We start from the raw sequence: 19,021 nt of genomic DNA on the forward strand, positions 1-19,021 counted from the left end.
CGCTCCTCTTGGGTAAACTGATGGTGGGACGCCATAGGTGGTTAGGTTAATGGTAAATGAGTGTTTCTCATTATACCTAACCCTAGGCGTCTTTTTGCATTTTATGCACTTGCGGTTAGAATACACCTCGGAGCCTTTGACATTTCTGCGTTTTATGGCGTAGGATAACGTAATCGCCCTTTGACAATTCACTGAAACACCTAACAGGTTTCATAAAATACGAAAGGAGAAAAACGGAAAAGAAAAAATTTTAAATCACATTTTTTTAAATCAGTGTTGCTCACTTAATGTATAAGGAGAACAAGATGAGCAAGTACAAATTTCAACCACAACTACAGCTTCTCGTTGGGAGCTGGCATCTTCTGAAGCAGGTAATGGGGTTTGGAAACCCTAGTGCTGGAGGTGCTCTGACAATGAATGCAGCATTGGCAAGTGTTGCCGAGATGAACAAAGATTTAATGAGACTGTATGGACTGGAATTTGCAGTTTCTGGCCACCAGTGGCACGAAATTGTTGTGCCCTCAACTGAGGAGGAAATAGGGTATAGCGCGCAATGGAATAACCCTCGTGCAATCGAACTTCCTGAATGGATGGCTGGTGTGAAAACTGGGATTTTCCCACCAATAGGGAGAATAATTCCCCCAGGTTTTGGTATTGATGGGGCGGATGACGGCGCTTTCATACACCCTGATAAGGAACGCAGAAAGCTTATGCACGACATAATGGTTTACAGCTTTCGAAAATCACGTGAGGTAAAAGTAAGTTCCCCTCGAAATCAGGGTGACGTTATTTATTGGACCGGACCTGACGGCTTGAGGTGGCAGCGCATTGTTCGGGGTGATGATGTGCTGCTCGGATATGATTTGAACCCAGAACTCGAGGAGTGGAAATTAATTACACATGGAGTGGGATCCGCAGTTAAAGATGCCCTTGGTCTTGGTTATATTGTCCCTGGAGTTGATTCGCTTCTTGCTGAGTTCAAGGCCGCTGGAGATCCATGCTACCTCGATCCATTCACAGACCCTCATTTGGAGGTAAGAGGTATTGATGAAATGAACGAAATAGCAGGATCGAAGGTAGTGAGATGGCAGGGCGAATTATGTCATGAAAGGGGAGCCGGTTGGAAGTTTCATAAAGCCATGAAGGTTGCAGACCAAGGAGAGGTTTTTGATGGTGAGATCCATTTTAACGCCGGTGGGCTTGCGGCAGTAAACTTTAGTAAGTTACTTGCTAAACCCGGTGGTACAAAAATGTCATTATTCCCACAGTACGTCGACAATGATTACCTCCCCGGTGAAGGCCCGGAGGAATGGCTGGATGACCAGAAGGAGTCGATTGCGTATGGCGTAAGGTGGTCTGCAAGAACGGGCAAGCCCTTCAAAGTGGAATTTGATGCTCGGTTCTGTAGATACCATGACATGATCGAGCGGCTTTGGAAATCAGCAGTCTGGACGATCGAAGTGTTTGAGAGATATGCTGAAGCTCTGATGAATTAGTCGGCAAAGTTAGCCAATAATCAACAGCTAAAATCACAAAATCACCTATTAACCAAAAAAGCCCTCGTGAAATCCTGCGGCGGCTTTGAATTTATGGAGCGGGTTTATCACTATGAGAATATTTGCGTCTTCTGTCATTCTGACCCGCTATGCGGGGGAATCTCCGGCGAATGCCGGCCCGCATACGCGGGAGATGCTTCGGCAGGCTCACCCTGACATTGCTCAGGATGACATAGTATATTGTTGTATTTATCATCATTTTGAATATGTGCTAAGATATAGTACCAATTGTGGAACTTATCCACACCCTCTTATTATATATCCTTCCCTCATCGCGTAACTTCATAAAACCGTATTATATTCGCGAAATTCTGCTTAAGAATAGCGAATGTACGCGAAATATGAAGTCACGCGAAAATGCGCGAAGGTGTTAACAATTAATCATATGCCTAGACTCAATTATTATATAAAGAATACTACGATGGTCTTCGTTGCCGCACTGGCGCTCGCATTATTTGCCAAACCCGCGCTGGCGGCCGAGATCATCGTTGACGACGGCGATGCGGGATATGCGGACACGGGATGGAGCGTTGCCACGGATCAAGGATATCCCTTGGGTCCGGGGATGGATGTCCACTTTACCGCGGCTGGCGACGGATCGCAGACTGCCACCTCAACACCCACCATCCCTACGACAGGTAATTATCATGTGTATGTGAGTTGGACTACGCATCTGAACCGCGCGACCAATGCTCCGTACACGGTAAACTACTCCGGCGGCTCGCAGACATTTACGGTCAATCAAGAATTGCTGAATGATCAAGCCACTGTGGGCGGCCAATTTGGAGAATGGTCAGGCTGGTATCTCCTTGGCACGTTCGCGTTTGACGCGGGCACCACGGGCAATGTGGTTTTGAAAAATAATGCAAATGAATACGTGATCGCGGACGCGGTGAGATTTGTTTCCTCTACGCTCACTGTCCCCGGAGACTATCCTACCATTCAGGCTGCCATTGATGCCGCACTTCCCGGGGACACTATCCTTGTTGATACAGGAATTTATGCTGGCGATATTAATCTCAATAAAAACGTAATTCTCGCAGCAAGTTCTAGTCCTGTAATTGATTGCGGATCCACGCCAGTCAGTGGTATCACCGTCTCGTCCGATGGTGTTACGGTAGATGGGTTTGAAATCAAAAACTGCAACAACGGTATTTCGGGAGAGACCTCAAACTCCACATTGAAAAACAATACTATCCACGATAATTTAAATTTCACTGGTTCTGCAGGAGTCGGCATTCTCCTCTGGGGTGATAATGATGACAACCAGATTCTTAATAATGTGATCTATAACAACGATCGGCAAGGTATCTTTATTGGACACTGCGATTTCGCTGATCCCTCAGGAGGCTGCAGCGCCGCGACATCAGTGAGCATCAACAACGTGATAAAAGGGAATACGATCCATGATAATGGTCTCTACACGCAGGCAAATGGCCCAGACGCTTCCCAATATGGCATCCAGTTATGGAATGCGCAGAATAACACCATTGAAGAAAACGAAATATATAATCACAATACCTGGCTGTGGACACCTACCTACCCATTTGGTCAAGGTATCTACCTTTGTGCCGCGGGTGGAAATACAATCCAAAACAACAATATTCACGATAACCATTATAACATCGCGATCTGGGGCATGAACTGTGGGCCAAGCGCCACCTCGGGCGCGGGCAACCAAATTTTAGATAACGACATCAAGACTGCGACTGGCGTGGGGATCTATGGAGGACGGGGCGTGCAAATTTTTGGTTCTGCGCTTGAAGCTGGATACGCAGCTACGCAAGAAATACACAATAACGATATAGTAGGCAATGCGAACTATGGCGTGAGAAATACAGATTCTGGCATTGCTGATGCCGAAAATAACTGGTGGGGCGCGTGTGATGGGCCATCAGGAGCGGGATTGGGAAGCGGCGATGCGGTATCGGCGAATGTGGATTATGACCCGTGGACAGGATGCTTGGCGCGGGTGTCAGGGATGAAATTTGACGATGTAAACGGCAATGGCGTGAATGACACTGAACCTGGACTTGAAGGCTGGACCATCTATGGCGCAGAGGAGGTCGAAACCTTGAGTGTGGATTCGAGCAATGGCGCAGGCATGACTACCAGTAATATTCTGGGAATCGGTGAGTCTTACCTTGTGCGCGTGTCAGGTACGTATACCGCCGGAGATTCCATAACCGCGGACGCGAAATATTCTGTGAGACCGCCGAATGCGCTATGGACTGATTCAGTACAGAATTATGAAGTCTATGGCCCTGCGCTTCTTGATCTTCAGATTGACGGCGCATCACCGAACTGGGGATCATATAACGCGAACCATGTCTATTGGTATCCCCTGACCGGCGCGGGTGCTACGTTAAATTTCAAAGTGAATGACATTTATTATCCCGGCAATAGCGGCTTCTTCACGGTGACACTTTATAAGGTCTTAGGGCAGACGCTCACCGGCAGCGACGGCACGTATTCGTTCTCATTCACTTCTTACGTGAATCAGATTATCGTTGCGGAAGAAACGCAAATGGGATGGACCCAAACCGCGCCTATGCCAGACGGCTACTATACACTCACTCCTCCGGGTTCATTCCCTGACCTTAACTTCGGCAACTTCCGCTATGGCACGATTGAGGGAATGAAATATGAAGATATGAACAATAATGGTGTTCATGATGAAGATGAGCCGGGCTTGGAAGGATGGAATATCAAACTTACACCCACCAATCCTGTCGGGCCAGCGATGACTTATCTTACAAATCTTGACGGCACCTACTCATTTGTGAACCTTGTTCCCGGCGAGTACTTCGTGGAAGAGACTCCGCAGACGAATTGGTTCAAGAGTGAGCCATCAGCGGCAGGCTATACCGTGACGATCTCAACCTCTGGGCAGATAGAGCAGCTCAATTTCGGCAATTACCGCTTAGGCGCGCTCTACGGCGTGAAGTTCAAAGATGTGAACGGCAATGGTGTGAAAGACGTAGGCGAGCCGGGCATGTCTGGCTGGACGATCACACTTAATCCTGGCAATCTCACGACTACTACAGGCGCGGGCGGCGCATATGCGTTTACCGATCTTACCCCGGGCATTTATGAGCTCACAGAGATTATGCAGCCGGGATGGTGGCAGACGCTGCCCGGCGATACCGGCATCCAGGAAGTATTTGTGCACTCGGGAGAGAATTTGGGAAGCGTGGATTTCGGCAATTTCCAGCTGGGGAAGATCGTGGGAGCGAAATACAACGACCGCAATAAAAACAAACGGTATGATCTTGGCGAACCAGGGTTACCCGGGTGGAGAATCCAGCTCATAAATCTGCAAAACGGCCAGCAGCAGTATACGACGACTGGCGCGGGCGGACTGTATCAATTTGCTGATTTGAAACCCGGAAGATATATACTCCGTGAAATTCTACAGCCCAAGTGGATTCCCACGTTTCCTGCCGGGGGTATCTATAATCCAGTCATCATTTCTGTCAGCGGTGACGTGCAAACGAGAAATTTCCTGAATTATGAGCTAGTGCCGCCTGTGTTCCGAAGACGCTAAATTGAGACCTCCTCTTCCGCGATCTGCAAATTTAATCTCATACTCAAGAATGCCCCCTAAATTGGGGGTATTCTTATTATCCACTCCTTTTCCACAAGTAGCTCATTTTCTCTCATTGTGCCCTCACCAAGGGAGTGGTAAGGTTATCTTTCCTTAAAATTCTCTTTATTCAATGCTAACCGCAAAAAATATGCATAAAACCACTCTTTGGCGCGGCATTTTTGTCGTTGCTTTTTTGATTATTTCCCTACTTGGTTACCCCGCCCGTACGCCTGTATTTTCAGCAGTGAATTTGCCGTACCAGGACAGTTTTGTTGATACAGATGGCAATGATCTTACCGTCGATGGATGGGTAGATTCAGACGGAATAGGTTCTAATGCAAGACTGAGGACCACATCATCCTTGCCAGGTTCATTAACTCCTGAACACGTTCGTCTCCGATTAAGCCAATCTATTACTCAAACTATCGATACATCAGGTTTTGATGCTATTACACTTTCCTATTATTGGCGCGGTACAAGCGATGCAGATGCTGAAGACTATTTGAAAGTACTTTGGCGCGTTGCCGATACCGGGAACCCGAATTATAATGTGAACTTTACAGAACTTGCGAGCCGTTCTCTTAACACTACGAGTTGGGCCCAAGCGACAAGTACACTACCAATTTCTGCGTCACATACATTAATTGAGATTAGGTTTCTCGGGCAAAGCGACCATGTAACACAATTAGAAGAAGCATTAGTAGATGACGTATCTGTTACCGGCACCGCGTTTACTCCCGGTTCTGTTTCCATAGATAAAATTACCAATCCTTCCGGCGTTCCGCAGTCGTTTGATTTTACGCTCACAGGACCAGTTTCCATCGATATAACTTCGTTGGCGGATACGACACCAACTTCTACTATTTCCAACCTTCTTCCCGGTACCTATACGCTCGTAGAAACCGTACCCGCGGGTTGGGATTTCATGAGCCTGAATTGCACGGGTGCCGCAAGCGGATTTACCCAAACTGATAATTCCGTATCATTTACCCTTGCACAGGGTGAACAAGTTTCGTGTTCATTCACGAACACCAAAAAAGGGTCTATTACAGTAACCAAAGACATACTTTCATATAGCAGCATGATAAACCCAACAAATGATGTGACGCCATTCACCGTTAGATTAGATAACGGCTCTGCTATTGATCGAGATGTTGCAGAAGGAGCTCCCGTGACGTATCAAAATTTAATTCCCGGCAGTTATACGCTCACTGAAATATTGCCCACCGGTTACACCATTACTTCATTCTTGCCAGATAATGATCAAAATCCCAACAATGGTACACAGCTTATCGTGAACCCCGGGGAAGACGTTCAAATACTCATCACAAATACCCAGCTGCCCGGAACTATCACAGTGGACAAAAACGTGTTTGCATCCAACGGCACAACTGACGTAATTGATCCTCATCAATTTAACGTTACGCTCCATGGAGACAACGGGCACGAGGTGTCCGGCACGGTGATTGAAGGGCAAGGCACGCCATTCCCCGTGGACCCTTATGTGTATTACACAGTCACAGAGACTATAGATACGGCCTATGCCTTTGCGGGTTGCGATGCAGGACATCCGATATGCCAGGTAGTTACATCTCCTTTAAGCCAAGACAATGTAGTCCTTATCAATAATCAAAAGAATGGATCCATTACTGTAATAAAGAATGTGCTCAATCCGGACGGAGGAGAGGTCAGTGATAATCAGATGTTCACCGTTTTAATGAACAGTGAACAGAGGACAATAGCCGAGGGCCAGACAGGCATCTATGCCAATCTCACGCCGGGTACTTATACCATTGAAGAAATAAATATTCCTTCAGGATATACGTTTGGTGCGTTTTCTATTGATGAGGATCAAAATTCAAGCAATGGTTCACAAATCACGCTTACCTCAGGCCAGGTGATCACTTTGACGGCCACCAACAGGCAGCAGAAGGGGACGATTACTGTTCATAAGAATGTGATGAGTTATGAAGGCGTGGACATTTCAGATAACGCGCCGTTTATCGCTACGGTTATAGGGCAACCAAACCAGCAGTTTTCAGAAAATACACCAGCAGTTTTCAGTGTGAATCCTGGATGCTATGCAGTGGGAGAACTAGATCATCCGAACTATGACTTTGTTTCGATTGATCCATCCGGTGAAGTTTGCGTCACACCCGGCGGTTCTGTGAGTGTGACAATAACTAACAGACCTTCATCTGCGACTATTACGATTCATAAAGTAGTACAGAATCCTTTAGGGCAGTCGGTAGCAGATGATCCGAAAGAATTTAATGCAACCGTTACAGGCCAGACACCACAGCCACTTTCCATTAACCAAAATGCTGTCTTTGTGGTTGGTCCCGGCACGTATACGATAGGCGAACAGGATGCGCCCGGCTATGACCTTATAAGTATCACTGCTACGCAAGTGACGCTTTCATCCGGCAGTAGTGTGGATATCACTATCACCAACCGCCAGCGTTGGGGGACGATTATAGTACAAAAAAATGTGCTTAATCCAGACGGCGGCGAGGTGGATGATGATACTTCGTTCCCTGTCAACACGGACAACGGCCAAAACGGCATAGTCACAGAACTATTACAGCTCACGCTCACGGGTGTGACCCCGCGCGTACCGGTTACGGTGAGCGAGGGATCTGTACCACATTATGATGGTGCATTACCACAAACAGTTACCATTGCGCCAGGAGGCACCACAACCCCTCCACTCATATTTGTGAACAGACAACATAAAGCAACCATCACCGTTTTGAAAGACGTAAAAAATCCCCTTGGCGAGGAGACTGCGGATAATCATCAGTTCACGGCGAATATTTGCGGTCAGCAAATAACTATTGCTGAAAATTCGATTGGGATCGTGCAAGTGAATCCCGGCACCTGTGCGGTCGAAGAGCTGCCAGACCCGGACTATGACCAAGATCCCAATAACCCCACCTCCATTACCGTTGTGTCCGGAGAAGAAAAAACAATAACGTTTGTGAATCTTCAAAAGCGCGGGAAAATTGAAATCATCAAAGATGTGGTGAATCCTGATCTGGGGCCTGCCGAAGATGCCACGTTGTTTACTGTCACCATTGATGGTGTTGGCTCGCAGCCATTAGTCGAAGGGGCCACGACCACTTTTGATAACCTGCTCCCCGGTACCTATACGATTTCAGAAACAGCGCCCTCTACACATGATTTAGTTGATTTTTCACCAAGTAATACTATTACGATAGGTTCGCATGAAACTAAACCTGTTACCATCCGCAATCGCCAGCATCCAGCCACGATTATTGTGCATAAAGAAATTGTAGGTCCGGACGGCGATCCCGGCGTTGAAGATCCGCACACGTTCACTGCTTCTGTGGACACTGATCCGATAAACAGGCAAATATCCGAAGGGAACCCCGCCACATTCACCGTATATCCCGGGTTGCGTACGGTCACTGAACAGCCTAATTCTAATTATGAATTGGTTGATATCACTCCGAGCGCGCAGGTAGCGGTGGCACCTGATCAAATCGTAGAGGTGACGATTACGAACAAGCCCAAGTTGGTGATGATAAAAATCAATAAAATCGTGCAGGACGTGGATGGTGTCACCACCAATGACCCTCATGTATTTTATGTCACGGTTGGCAGTGAAACGAAGCCGTTAGAGCAGAGTACGACAACGGTATTCATGCTTCCTGCTGGCACGTATACCATCACGGAAATGGAAGACCTCGGTTATAGCGTCATCAGCGGGTCTCCGCAGACAGTGCAACTGAGCGCGGGACAAAGCACCACAAAAACAATCACCAACCGCCAGCGGACGGGGAAGATTGTCGTGGTGAAAGATGTCATCGGGCCTCATGGTGAGGATGTGCATGATACGACTCCATTCCAGATCCAATTCAATGGCGGCGCTGATCAGCCGATTGCGGAAAGTGCGACCACGACGTTTGATAATCTCGTGCCCGGGACTTATGCGCTCACGGAAACGCAAGGACAAGGCTATGACGCTCCTCTATTCTCCACGACCACGCCCATCATCCTTGATCCGGGAGAAACCGTTGAAGTAAAGATTACCAATCGCCAGCAGGAAGGGTCGATTACAGGGACCAAATGGGAAGACATTAACGGTGATGGCGTGAAGGATGAAGGAGAGTCAGGAATTCCTGATGTCACCATCGCGCTTGGCCGCGTGAGCGGACCCGAAACACCTGAAGGCCGCATCCCCATTGAAATTGTTGCTTTGAGCCTCACGAGTATAAACGGAGCCTTTACTATTCCTAACGTGGTTCCGGGACAGTACACGCTGTTTGAAGAACAAAGAAACGGCTGGCAACCAACTACTCCGTGGCACGTAGATTCCTTTTTTGACATAACCTATCGGATTGACCTAATCCCCCAACAGAAACCGCTCGTGAGTGATTCATTCTTTGATGTGTTTGTATATTCGGGCGAATCAGTCAGCACGGGAATACCCAGTGGATGCCAGCCAGCCGCGTTTGCCGGCAGCTGTGGGTTCGCGCCTCTTGAGTTTGGCAACTTCCAGTTAGGCTCCATTTCCGGCATGAAGTGGAATGACCTGAATGGCGATGGAATAAAAGATGAGAATGAGCCGGGGTTGCAAGGATGGACGATTACGCTGAACCCCGGGAACACTTCAACCACGACTGATGAGAATGGTAGCTATTCCTTTGAAAGTTTAATTGCCGGCACCTATACCGTTTCAGAAACCGTGCAATCAGGTTGGCAGCAGACTTACCCGGTAAATCCGGGCACGCATACTGTTCAAATCACGTCCGGTACGGTGGAGACTGGCAAGAATTTCGGCAATCGTTTAAGACTTGGTTCTATTATTATCAGAAAAATTACTATTGGAGATGATGGTACCTTTAACTTTAGTGGTTTGGGTGGATTTAGTATCACGACAATCAATGGAGTTAGCACTTCCACCCATGACGAAATTGAACCAGGAATATATGAAGTGTCCGAATCATTACCAAGTTTGTGGGATTTAACGAATATAGAATGCTCAGATGATAACAGTGAAATGGGCCCGGTTGGCAGCGGCATGGTATCCATCAATTTGGATCCAGGCGAATCGGTCACTTGTACATTCACGGATACTAAACGCGGTAAATTAATTGTACAGAAAACAACATATCCTGCAGGTGATCAGACTGAATTTCCAATTCAAATTCTCCGTGAATATCCCGGACAAGGAATTATTACCGATGGTCGTACCGGTATAATCACTGACACACAAGATAAAGAATTTGAAATTATTCCGGGTGGTATCTATTTTGTCAACGAAGAACCAATTCCGAACGGATGGGAAATAGTGAGTAATAATTGTGAAAATATTGTAGCTCAGCCAGGTGAGACTGTTGTGTGCGAAATTGTGAATAAAAAAGCTGCTCATATAAGTATTACGAAGACTTCAATTGGTGATTCAGGTGAGTTTTCTTTTACAGGTGATCTAGGGGAATTCAACATTGAAACCACGCAACCTGATACGCCCTCTACGACCTCCTTTGATGTATTTGTACCAATCGCCGGACAGACTATTACCATAACTGAAACCGTACCTTCAGGGTGGAGCGCAGACCAGCAATCGTGCGTCCTTGAGAATGTTATGCCGGGTGGATTGCAGCAATGTGCGTTCACCAATACCAAACAAGGCAGGATTATCGTTGATAAAGTAACAAACCCATCGGGTGATCCACAGTTATTCACCTTCACCCCCAGCTGGGGCGAACCGTTTACGCTCACCGACACAGATCTTCCGCACGACAGCGGTTATCTCACACCTGGATCGTATTCAGTGGATGAAACCGTACCTCTAGGTTGGGACCTCACGTCTGCAACCTGCGACGATGGAAGCAATTCCAATGCCATCCAATTGGATGCCGGAGAAACAGTGACGTGCACGTTTACAAATACTAAACGAAGTTCGTTGACGATTGTTAAAGCTACCATTGGAGGTGATGATGAATTCGGATTTAACGCTAATCTTTGTGAGCCTGTCATACAAACCTATCCAACTTTTTCTTTAATCACAGAAAATGGTAGTGCATCAGTTACTTATGAATTGCCCGGAAATTGTAACTATAGTATATCCGAGGATGTTATTCCCCAAGGTTGGGGTTTAACTACTGACCCACAATGCAGCGGAATACTTCAGCCGGGTGAAGAAAAAATATGCGAATTCATAAATACGAAACGCCCGACGTTAACCGTGAATAAGATTATTACGAATGATAATGGCGGCATCGTGACCATCCCTGATTTCACACTTCGCATTGATGGCAATCAAGTCACAAGCGGCCAGACCGTGGAGCTTGCATCGGGTATCCACACGGTCAGTGAAGACCCATTTAATGGTTACACAGGTGTCATAGGAGGCGATTGCGCACCGGATGGAACGATTACGCTCGCGCCTGGAGATACTAAGATCTGCACAGTGACCAATGATGACATTACGCCGCAGCTTACCGTTATCAAACAGGTAATCAAAGATAATGGCGGACAACTGGATCCTAACAACTTCACCATTCAGGTCACGGGAATTGACGTATCACAGCTGTCGTTCCCCGGTAGTGCCACTGGTACCATAGTCACCCTTGACGCAGGGTCGTATAGCGTGGATGAAATCGAAATTAGCGGTTACACAAAAACCTTGAGTGCTGATTGCAGCGGTACGATCGGATTGGGTGAACATAAAATTTGTACAATAACCAACAATGATGAACAAGGCGCTCTTCATGTTGAAAAAAATCTCCCGAATGATAATGGAGGCACCGCTACACCGGATCAGTTCTCATTTTCGGTTAACGGCGGCGAACCTATCCCATTTGAACCAGACGGGACGAATAACTTTACCGTGAATGCAGGGGAGTACCATATCGTTGAAGTGAATCCCTTATCAGGATATGCCGTGGGTTACCAGAATTGCGAAAACGCGACAGTATCCAACAGCGGCGAGGCGACGTGTATCATTACAAATGACGATCAGCAAGCGACGATTACCGTCACGAAAGTCATGGTCAATGACCACGGCGGCACGAAGCAGATAGACGATTTCCCTCTCTTCATTGACGGTAATCCGACCACTTCGAGCACCACAGTCCCAGTCTTGCCGGGCACTCATCTTATTACTGAAACAAACCAAATCGGTTATGCCGCATCATTCTCGGGTGACTGCGATGTGCAGGGGAATATCACGGTAGCATTGGGTGATCATAAAACATGTATCATCACCAATGACGATCTGCAAGCGACAATTACCGTTACGAAAGTTGTAATTAACGATAATGGTGGCACGAAACTGGTGGTAGATTTTCCACTCTTCATTGACGGCAATCCGACCACTTCGAGCACCACGGTGCCTGTCCTACCCGGCGCTCATCTTGTCACTGAAACCAACCAGCTTGGTTATGTCGCAACATTTACTGGCGATTGCGATGAGCAGGGGAATGTTACTGTTACGCTTGGAGAAATGAAGACCTGTACGATTACTAATGATGACATCGCACCTACATTAACGCTCATAAAAACCATAATCAATGATCATGGTGGTTCTGCAACAGGCACAGATTTCACCATTAGAATTGATGGGCAGCCTATCACGCTTCCTTCTGGCAGTAATCCTATAATTATGATTATCCAGCCGCCGTTAGACGCTGGTAATCACCAAGTAGGCGAAGATCCTTATCCTGGTTATGATGTAGTATTTAGTGGCGATTGTGCTTCTGATGGAACAATCACACTGGACATAGGAGATAATAAAACCTGCTCCATCACTAATGACGATCAGGCCGCTACCCTCACTGTTATTAAACATGTGGTAAATGACAACGGCGGTACTAAGGTAGCGTCTGACTTTACCATGAATGTTGCAGGCACGGATGTAACCAATCCATCTTTCCCCGGGGATGAACAAGGAACACAAGTTATTTTAGATGCAGGAACTTACAGTGTGGATGAGGTTGGATTGCCGGGGTATACGAAGATTATTGGAGAAAATTGCGCTGGAACTATTGTGAATGGCGAACATAAAATCTGTACCATCACGAATGACGACCAGCAAGCGACAATTACCGTTACGAAAGTTGTAATAAATGATAACGGCGGCACGAAACTGGTGGCTGATTTCCCGCTCTTTATCGACGGCAATCCGACCACTTCGAGCTCCACTGTCCCAGTTCTGCCGGGGAATCATATAATTTTCGAAACCAATCAATCAGGCTACACGGCGGCTATCAACGGTGACTGTGATGCGCAGGGGAATATCGCGGTAGCACTAGGTGAGCACAAATTGTGTGTGATAACGAACAATGACCAGCAAGCGACGATCACGGTGGTGAAGAATGTCATTAATGACAACGGTGGGACCGCGTCGACCACAGACTTTGCATTGTACGTTGGGCAAACACAGGTGGGGAATGGAGATCCGCTCACCGTGAATGCCGGAATGTATGCTATTTCGGAAAACGGACCTGCAGGTTACACAGCATCTTTCAGCGGCGACTGCACCGCAGGAGGTTGGGATATCACTGGCACGTGGTCCCTCACCTTGAATGCTGGCGCGACACCCTACGTCCACAGCATGACGGTAAATTCATTTAATCCTGCGACAGGCGCATTCTCCGGCACCGGCTTCTGGATCGCCAATCCCGCCTATACATGGAATGTGACTGGCACAGTTTCTGGAAGTACTATTTCCTACCATGTCGTCTATACCGGCATCAATGCAGGATATTCATTCGATGCGACCGGCACGATTGCGCCAGACGGCCTTTCCATGGGCGGCGCATGGGATGGAGGGACATGGACCGCAAGCGGATCTGCTGCCGCACTTCCTCCTTTTGTAGTGCTTGCACCGGGGGATATAAAAGAATGCACTATTACCAATGACGACCAACACGCGATGCTCACGGTACATAAGGTAGTAAACAATAATCATGGCGGCTTATTAACTCCTCAGGATTTTATCTTGAAGATAAATGGCAATCAAGCTACCTTCGGAGCTCCCAATACGCTTAACGCCGGCTCTTACACGGTGAGTGAAGATCAGGTATCCGGTTATCTCGGTACCATAAGCGGCGATTGCGCGGCAGACGGCAGCGTGACGCTGAATCTCGGCGACCATAAAACCTGTACGATAACGAACAATGACCAAAGCGCAACGATCACCGTGGTGAAGCAAGTAATAAACGACAACGGCGGCATAAAACTGGTGGCTGATTTCCCGCTGTTCCTTGACAGCTTACCTGTCATCAGCAGCTCAACCACTGACGTATTGCCGGGGGCCCATGTGGTATCTGAAACCAGCCAAACCGGTTATAGCGCGACATTGAGCGGCGATTGCGATGCGCAAGGGAATATCACGGTGGCACTGGGTGAACACAAAATTTGTTCAATAACCAATGATGATGCGCAAGGGATTCTTCATGTGGAAAAGATTATTACGAATGACAATGGCGGCACCGCCACCTCAACGCAATTCTTCTTTACCGTGAATGGCGGTGAACCTATCCAGTTCGAGCCAGACGGGATGAACGATCTGGCCTTGAACGCGGGTGAATATGATATCGTTGAGGTGAATCCGTTAAGCGGCTATGCAGTGAGCTATCAGAACTGCGATAACGCGATAGTATCCAATGGCGGCGAAGTGACATGTACCATTACTAACAACGATCAGCCCGCGAGTCTTACCGTAATCAAATTGATCATCAACGATAATGGCGGCAATGCTTCTACGACAGATTTTGCATTGTTCGTGGGACAGACACCAGTAGGCAATGGAGATCCGTTTGAAGTTGCGCCAGGAAATTATGTGGTGAGTGAGACAGGAGCATCTGGTTACGCGGCTTCCTATAGCGGCGATTGTGACATGCAAGGCAATGTTTCCATAGCGCTTGGCGAGCATAAGGTGTGCACGATTACGAATGACGATAGTGCCCCGTCCATCACTTTAATTAAGAATGTCATTAATGATAACGGTGGCAATGCGGAGGCTTCTGATTTTGACTTGTTAATTAGCGGCGTTGAGGTTGAGTCGGATGCCACCACAACTGTTGAAGCCAATGTGCCCATTGAAATTAATGAGCACGCACATGCCGGCTACTCATTCGTCAGTATCACCGGCGATGCAAAATGCCCTGCGGCATTGGGCGGCGTTGTGATGCTGGATGAAGGAGAGTATGTTACCTGTACCATCACCAATGATGACCAGCAAGCGACGATCACCGTGGTGAAGAAAGTGATTAATGATAATGGCGGGCAGAAGGGAGTTCAGGATTTCCCTCTCTTCATTGACAGTATAGCTACCACTTCTAGCTCCACCGTTCCGGTGTTACCCGGCACACACCTTATCACTGAAACCAACCAGACCGGTTATGCCGCCACGTTCAGCGGCGATTGCGATGCGCAAGGGAATGTCACGGTAGCGCTTGGTGAACACAAAGTTTGTTCAATAACGAATAATGATCAGCAAGCAATGATCACGGTGACGAAGCAAGTTATCAATGACAATGGCGGCTCGAAGCTCGTGGGCGATTTTCCATTATTCATTGATGGACAACCTGTGACAAGCGGTGTTCCTGTACCGGTTGATGCGGGTACGCATATGGCGACTGAATCCTCGGTCGCTGGTTACTCGCGCAGTTTCAGCGGTTCGTGCACCCTTGAGGCTTGGGATCTGAATGGGTTATGGGACCTTGATTTCACGCTCTCAAGCGACAGCTCGCATCGCTATCACGCAATGCACGTTACTTCGTTTGATCCCAATACCGGCGCATTCTCCGGCACTGGCACGACCACGGGTATCGTACCGCCTCCTGCGCCAATCCTTTATATCTGGACCGTTACTGGCACGGTATCTGGGAATAATATCACCATGACCATTGCGTATAATGAAATTCCCGGCTACACCGTGAGTATCACGGGTTTGCTCGACGGCTTAGGGCAGATGAGCGGCACGTTTACAGACAACGGGAGCGCGACTGGCACGTTCACGGGAACCGGGGCGCCCGAGCCTCTCTCAGGCAGCATTATCGTCGGGGTGGGAGAGAGCGCGACTTGTACCATTACCAACAATGACGAGCCCGCCACATTGACGATAGAAAAGACGGTACTCAATACCCATGGCGGCACGCTTAACGCTGATGCGTTTACATTGCGTATTAATGGAAATGTAGTACCGCGCAGCGTGGCACAAGCGCTTGCTCCCGGCACGTATACCGTGTCCGAGGATCAAGTGGCTGGTTATGCCGGTACCATAAGCGGCGATTGTGACGCGGACGGCAACGTGACACTGAATCTCGGCGACCATAAAACCTGTACTATAACGAACAATGATCAAGGAATAACAATCACCGTGGTGAAGAAAGTGATTAATGATAACGGCGGCACGAAGCTGGTGGCTGATTTCCCACTGTTCCTTGATAGCATACCTGTCACCAGTAGTTCAACAAATGAGGTATTGCCAGGGACCCATGTGGTATCTGAAACCAATCAGACCGGTTATGCCGCCACGTTCAGCGGCGATTGTGATGCGCAAGGGAATGTCACGGTAGCGCTTGGTGAACACAAAGTTTGTTCAATAACGAACAATGATCAAGAAGCAACGATCACCGTGGTGAAAAAAGTGATTAATGATAATGGCGGCACGAAGCTGGTGGCTGATTTCCCGTTGTTTATTGACGGCAATCCCACCACGTCAAGCACTACCGTCCCTGTATTGCCCGGCGCGCATACCATCACCGAAACCGGTCAATTAGGGTATGGCGCGACATTCACTGGCGATTGTGATGGAGACGGGCACATGACGATCGCGTTGGGTGAACACAAAAAGTGTACGATCACCAACAATGACGGGCAGGCGCAACTGACGATGGTGAAACAAGTGGTCAATAATAACTTTGGCACGGCGCAGCCGTCTGAATTTGCCTTCATGGTAGGCACGACACCTGCAGCGCATAATCAAACCGTCACCATTGATGCGGGCACTTTTGCGATTACGGAACAAGGACCTCAGGGCTATGCCGCGTCATTCTCTTCCTCCTGTGCGAACGGTTCAGTGACGCTCGCGCCCGGCGACCAAAAAACCTGCACCGTGACCAATGATGATATTCCGATCTTTGGGGAAATTTTCGGTGTGAAGTGGGATGACCTGAATCAGAATGGCGTCCGCGACCAAGGGGAACCTAGGCTACAGGGCTGGACCATTACCTTAAATCCGGGCAGCCGCGCGACCACCACGGATGAGAGCGGCAATTACCGCTTTAATCAAGTGACACCCGGCACTTACACTATTTCAGAAACAATACCGGCGAGCCTGCCTGGGCAGGCAGGCTGGGTACAAACATTCCCCGGCGGAGCAGGCACCCATGCCGTAGTGATAACGCTTGCGGGCGAAATAGTGACGGGCAAAGATTTCGGCAATTTCAAATATGGGACATTAAGCGGCTTTAAGTATGAGGACATGAATGCGAATGGCATGCGCGACGCAAATGAGCCGGGATTAGCGGGATGGACCATTACCTTAAATCCTGGCGGACAAACTACCACCACAGATGCGGACGGGCTTTATCAATTCTTAAACCTTAATGCAGGCGCATACACTATCACTGAAACCCCGCAGCCTCCCCTCTGGCACCAAAGTGAACCGGTGAGCGGCAACTATAATGTAACTGTTACATCAGGAACGAATGAAACGCATAATTTCGGCAATTACCGCTTAGGGTTAGTCTCTGGCGTAAAATTTGAAGATGTAAACGGCAATAGCGCAAAAGATACCGGTGAGCCGCTGCTCGCAGGCTGGACGATCACGCTCCTGAAAGGCACCACTACCGTGGTGACCACTATCACTGGCGCGGGCGGCGCGTACTCGTTTAATAATCTTATTCCCGGCGCGTATGAAGTGCGCGAAACACTGAAATCAGGCCTGCCTGCGCAGGCAGGCTGGGTGCAAACATTGCCGCAGAGGGGGACTCCTTATGCTGTTGATGTAGTATCCGGAACGAGAACCACTGATGTTGATTTTGGCAATTTCCGCATGGCAACGCTCAATGGCACTAAATACAACGACCGCAATAATAACAGGAGAAAAGATACGGGAGAGCCCGGCCTCGCGGGGTGGACCATCATCCTCGTGAATCTCACCACAGGAGAACAGCGCACTACGGTGACAGGGGCAAACGGCGCGTATCAATTTACCAACCTCGGGCCTGGGAAGTACTTGGTGCGGGAAGTATTGCGCTCCGGATGGCTTCCGACCTCACCCGCGAATGGCGTATATAATTCGGTCGATGTTTTCGTAAGCGGCGGCACGGTCACGCGCCACTTCGGCAACCGCCAGCTCATACTTCCGAGGAGATAAAGTTTGCAGGATAATAATCGAGGGCATCGTTGGAAAGCGATGCCCTCGTTGTGCTACAATGGGAAAAGAAGAGTATCATTAATTGCCATTTCTATGTCCTATGTAATTCACGGTCATAAGGTAGTCGTAGACAAAGGTGCCGAAAGCGGATATCGTCACCTCACGAGAGAACTCTCTGAGCCAGAATCATTAGTTTTTTTTCATGAAGCGAAGATGAGAGGACATGCTGAATTTGAAGATAGGTATAACCATAATTTCACGCTTACCCATAATCGCGCTGAGGCCACATACACCATTTCCCGCCGTTAACCATTCTCACTGTTTTCATATTGAGACGAAATTGCCGATGAATTCGTTTCATCGGTTTTTTCCGTTAAAAAAATTTACCCCCATATAGCACGATCGTGAATAATGGGGGTAAGGTTTGATGGGGGTGAAATCTAATGGAGGTGAGAGCTAATAGGGCGGGAGGGCGATGGAGGTTGGGCTATCCACATTGACCATCGAGGCGTTGAG

The 19,021-nt window shown here is 48.2% G+C and carries 4 protein-coding genes; all 4 read left to right on the forward strand.

Features of this window, described 5'->3' with window-relative positions:
• Window positions 1-287 precede the first annotated feature (287 nt).
• Window positions 288-1,496: a hypothetical protein gene (locus tag WC659_05545; protein ID MFA4873371.1), complete on the forward strand. Its 1,209-nt coding sequence runs from the start codon at window positions 288-290 to the stop codon at window positions 1,494-1,496.
• Window positions 1,497-1,941: 445 nt separating this feature from the next.
• Complete coding sequence (locus tag WC659_05550; protein ID MFA4873372.1) at window positions 1,942-5,103, forward strand: SdrD B-like domain-containing protein; 3,162 nt, start codon at window positions 1,942-1,944, stop codon at window positions 5,101-5,103.
• Window positions 5,104-5,293: 190 nt separating this feature from the next.
• Window positions 5,294-18,505 (forward strand): SdrD B-like domain-containing protein, encoded by a 13,212-nt coding sequence (locus WC659_05555; protein ID MFA4873373.1) that lies wholly within the window; start codon window positions 5,294-5,296, stop codon window positions 18,503-18,505.
• 93 nt (window positions 18,506-18,598) lie between these two features.
• Window positions 18,599-18,814, forward strand: a complete 216-nt coding sequence (locus WC659_05560; GenBank protein ID MFA4873374.1) for a hypothetical protein — start codon at window positions 18,599-18,601, stop codon at window positions 18,812-18,814.
• The last annotated feature ends 207 nt before the right edge of the window (window positions 18,815-19,021 follow it).

Source organism: Patescibacteria group bacterium (genome assembly GCA_041645165.1).
Taxonomy (GTDB): domain Bacteria; phylum Patescibacteriota; class Patescibacteriia; order 2-02-FULL-49-11; family 2-02-FULL-49-11; genus 2-02-FULL-49-11.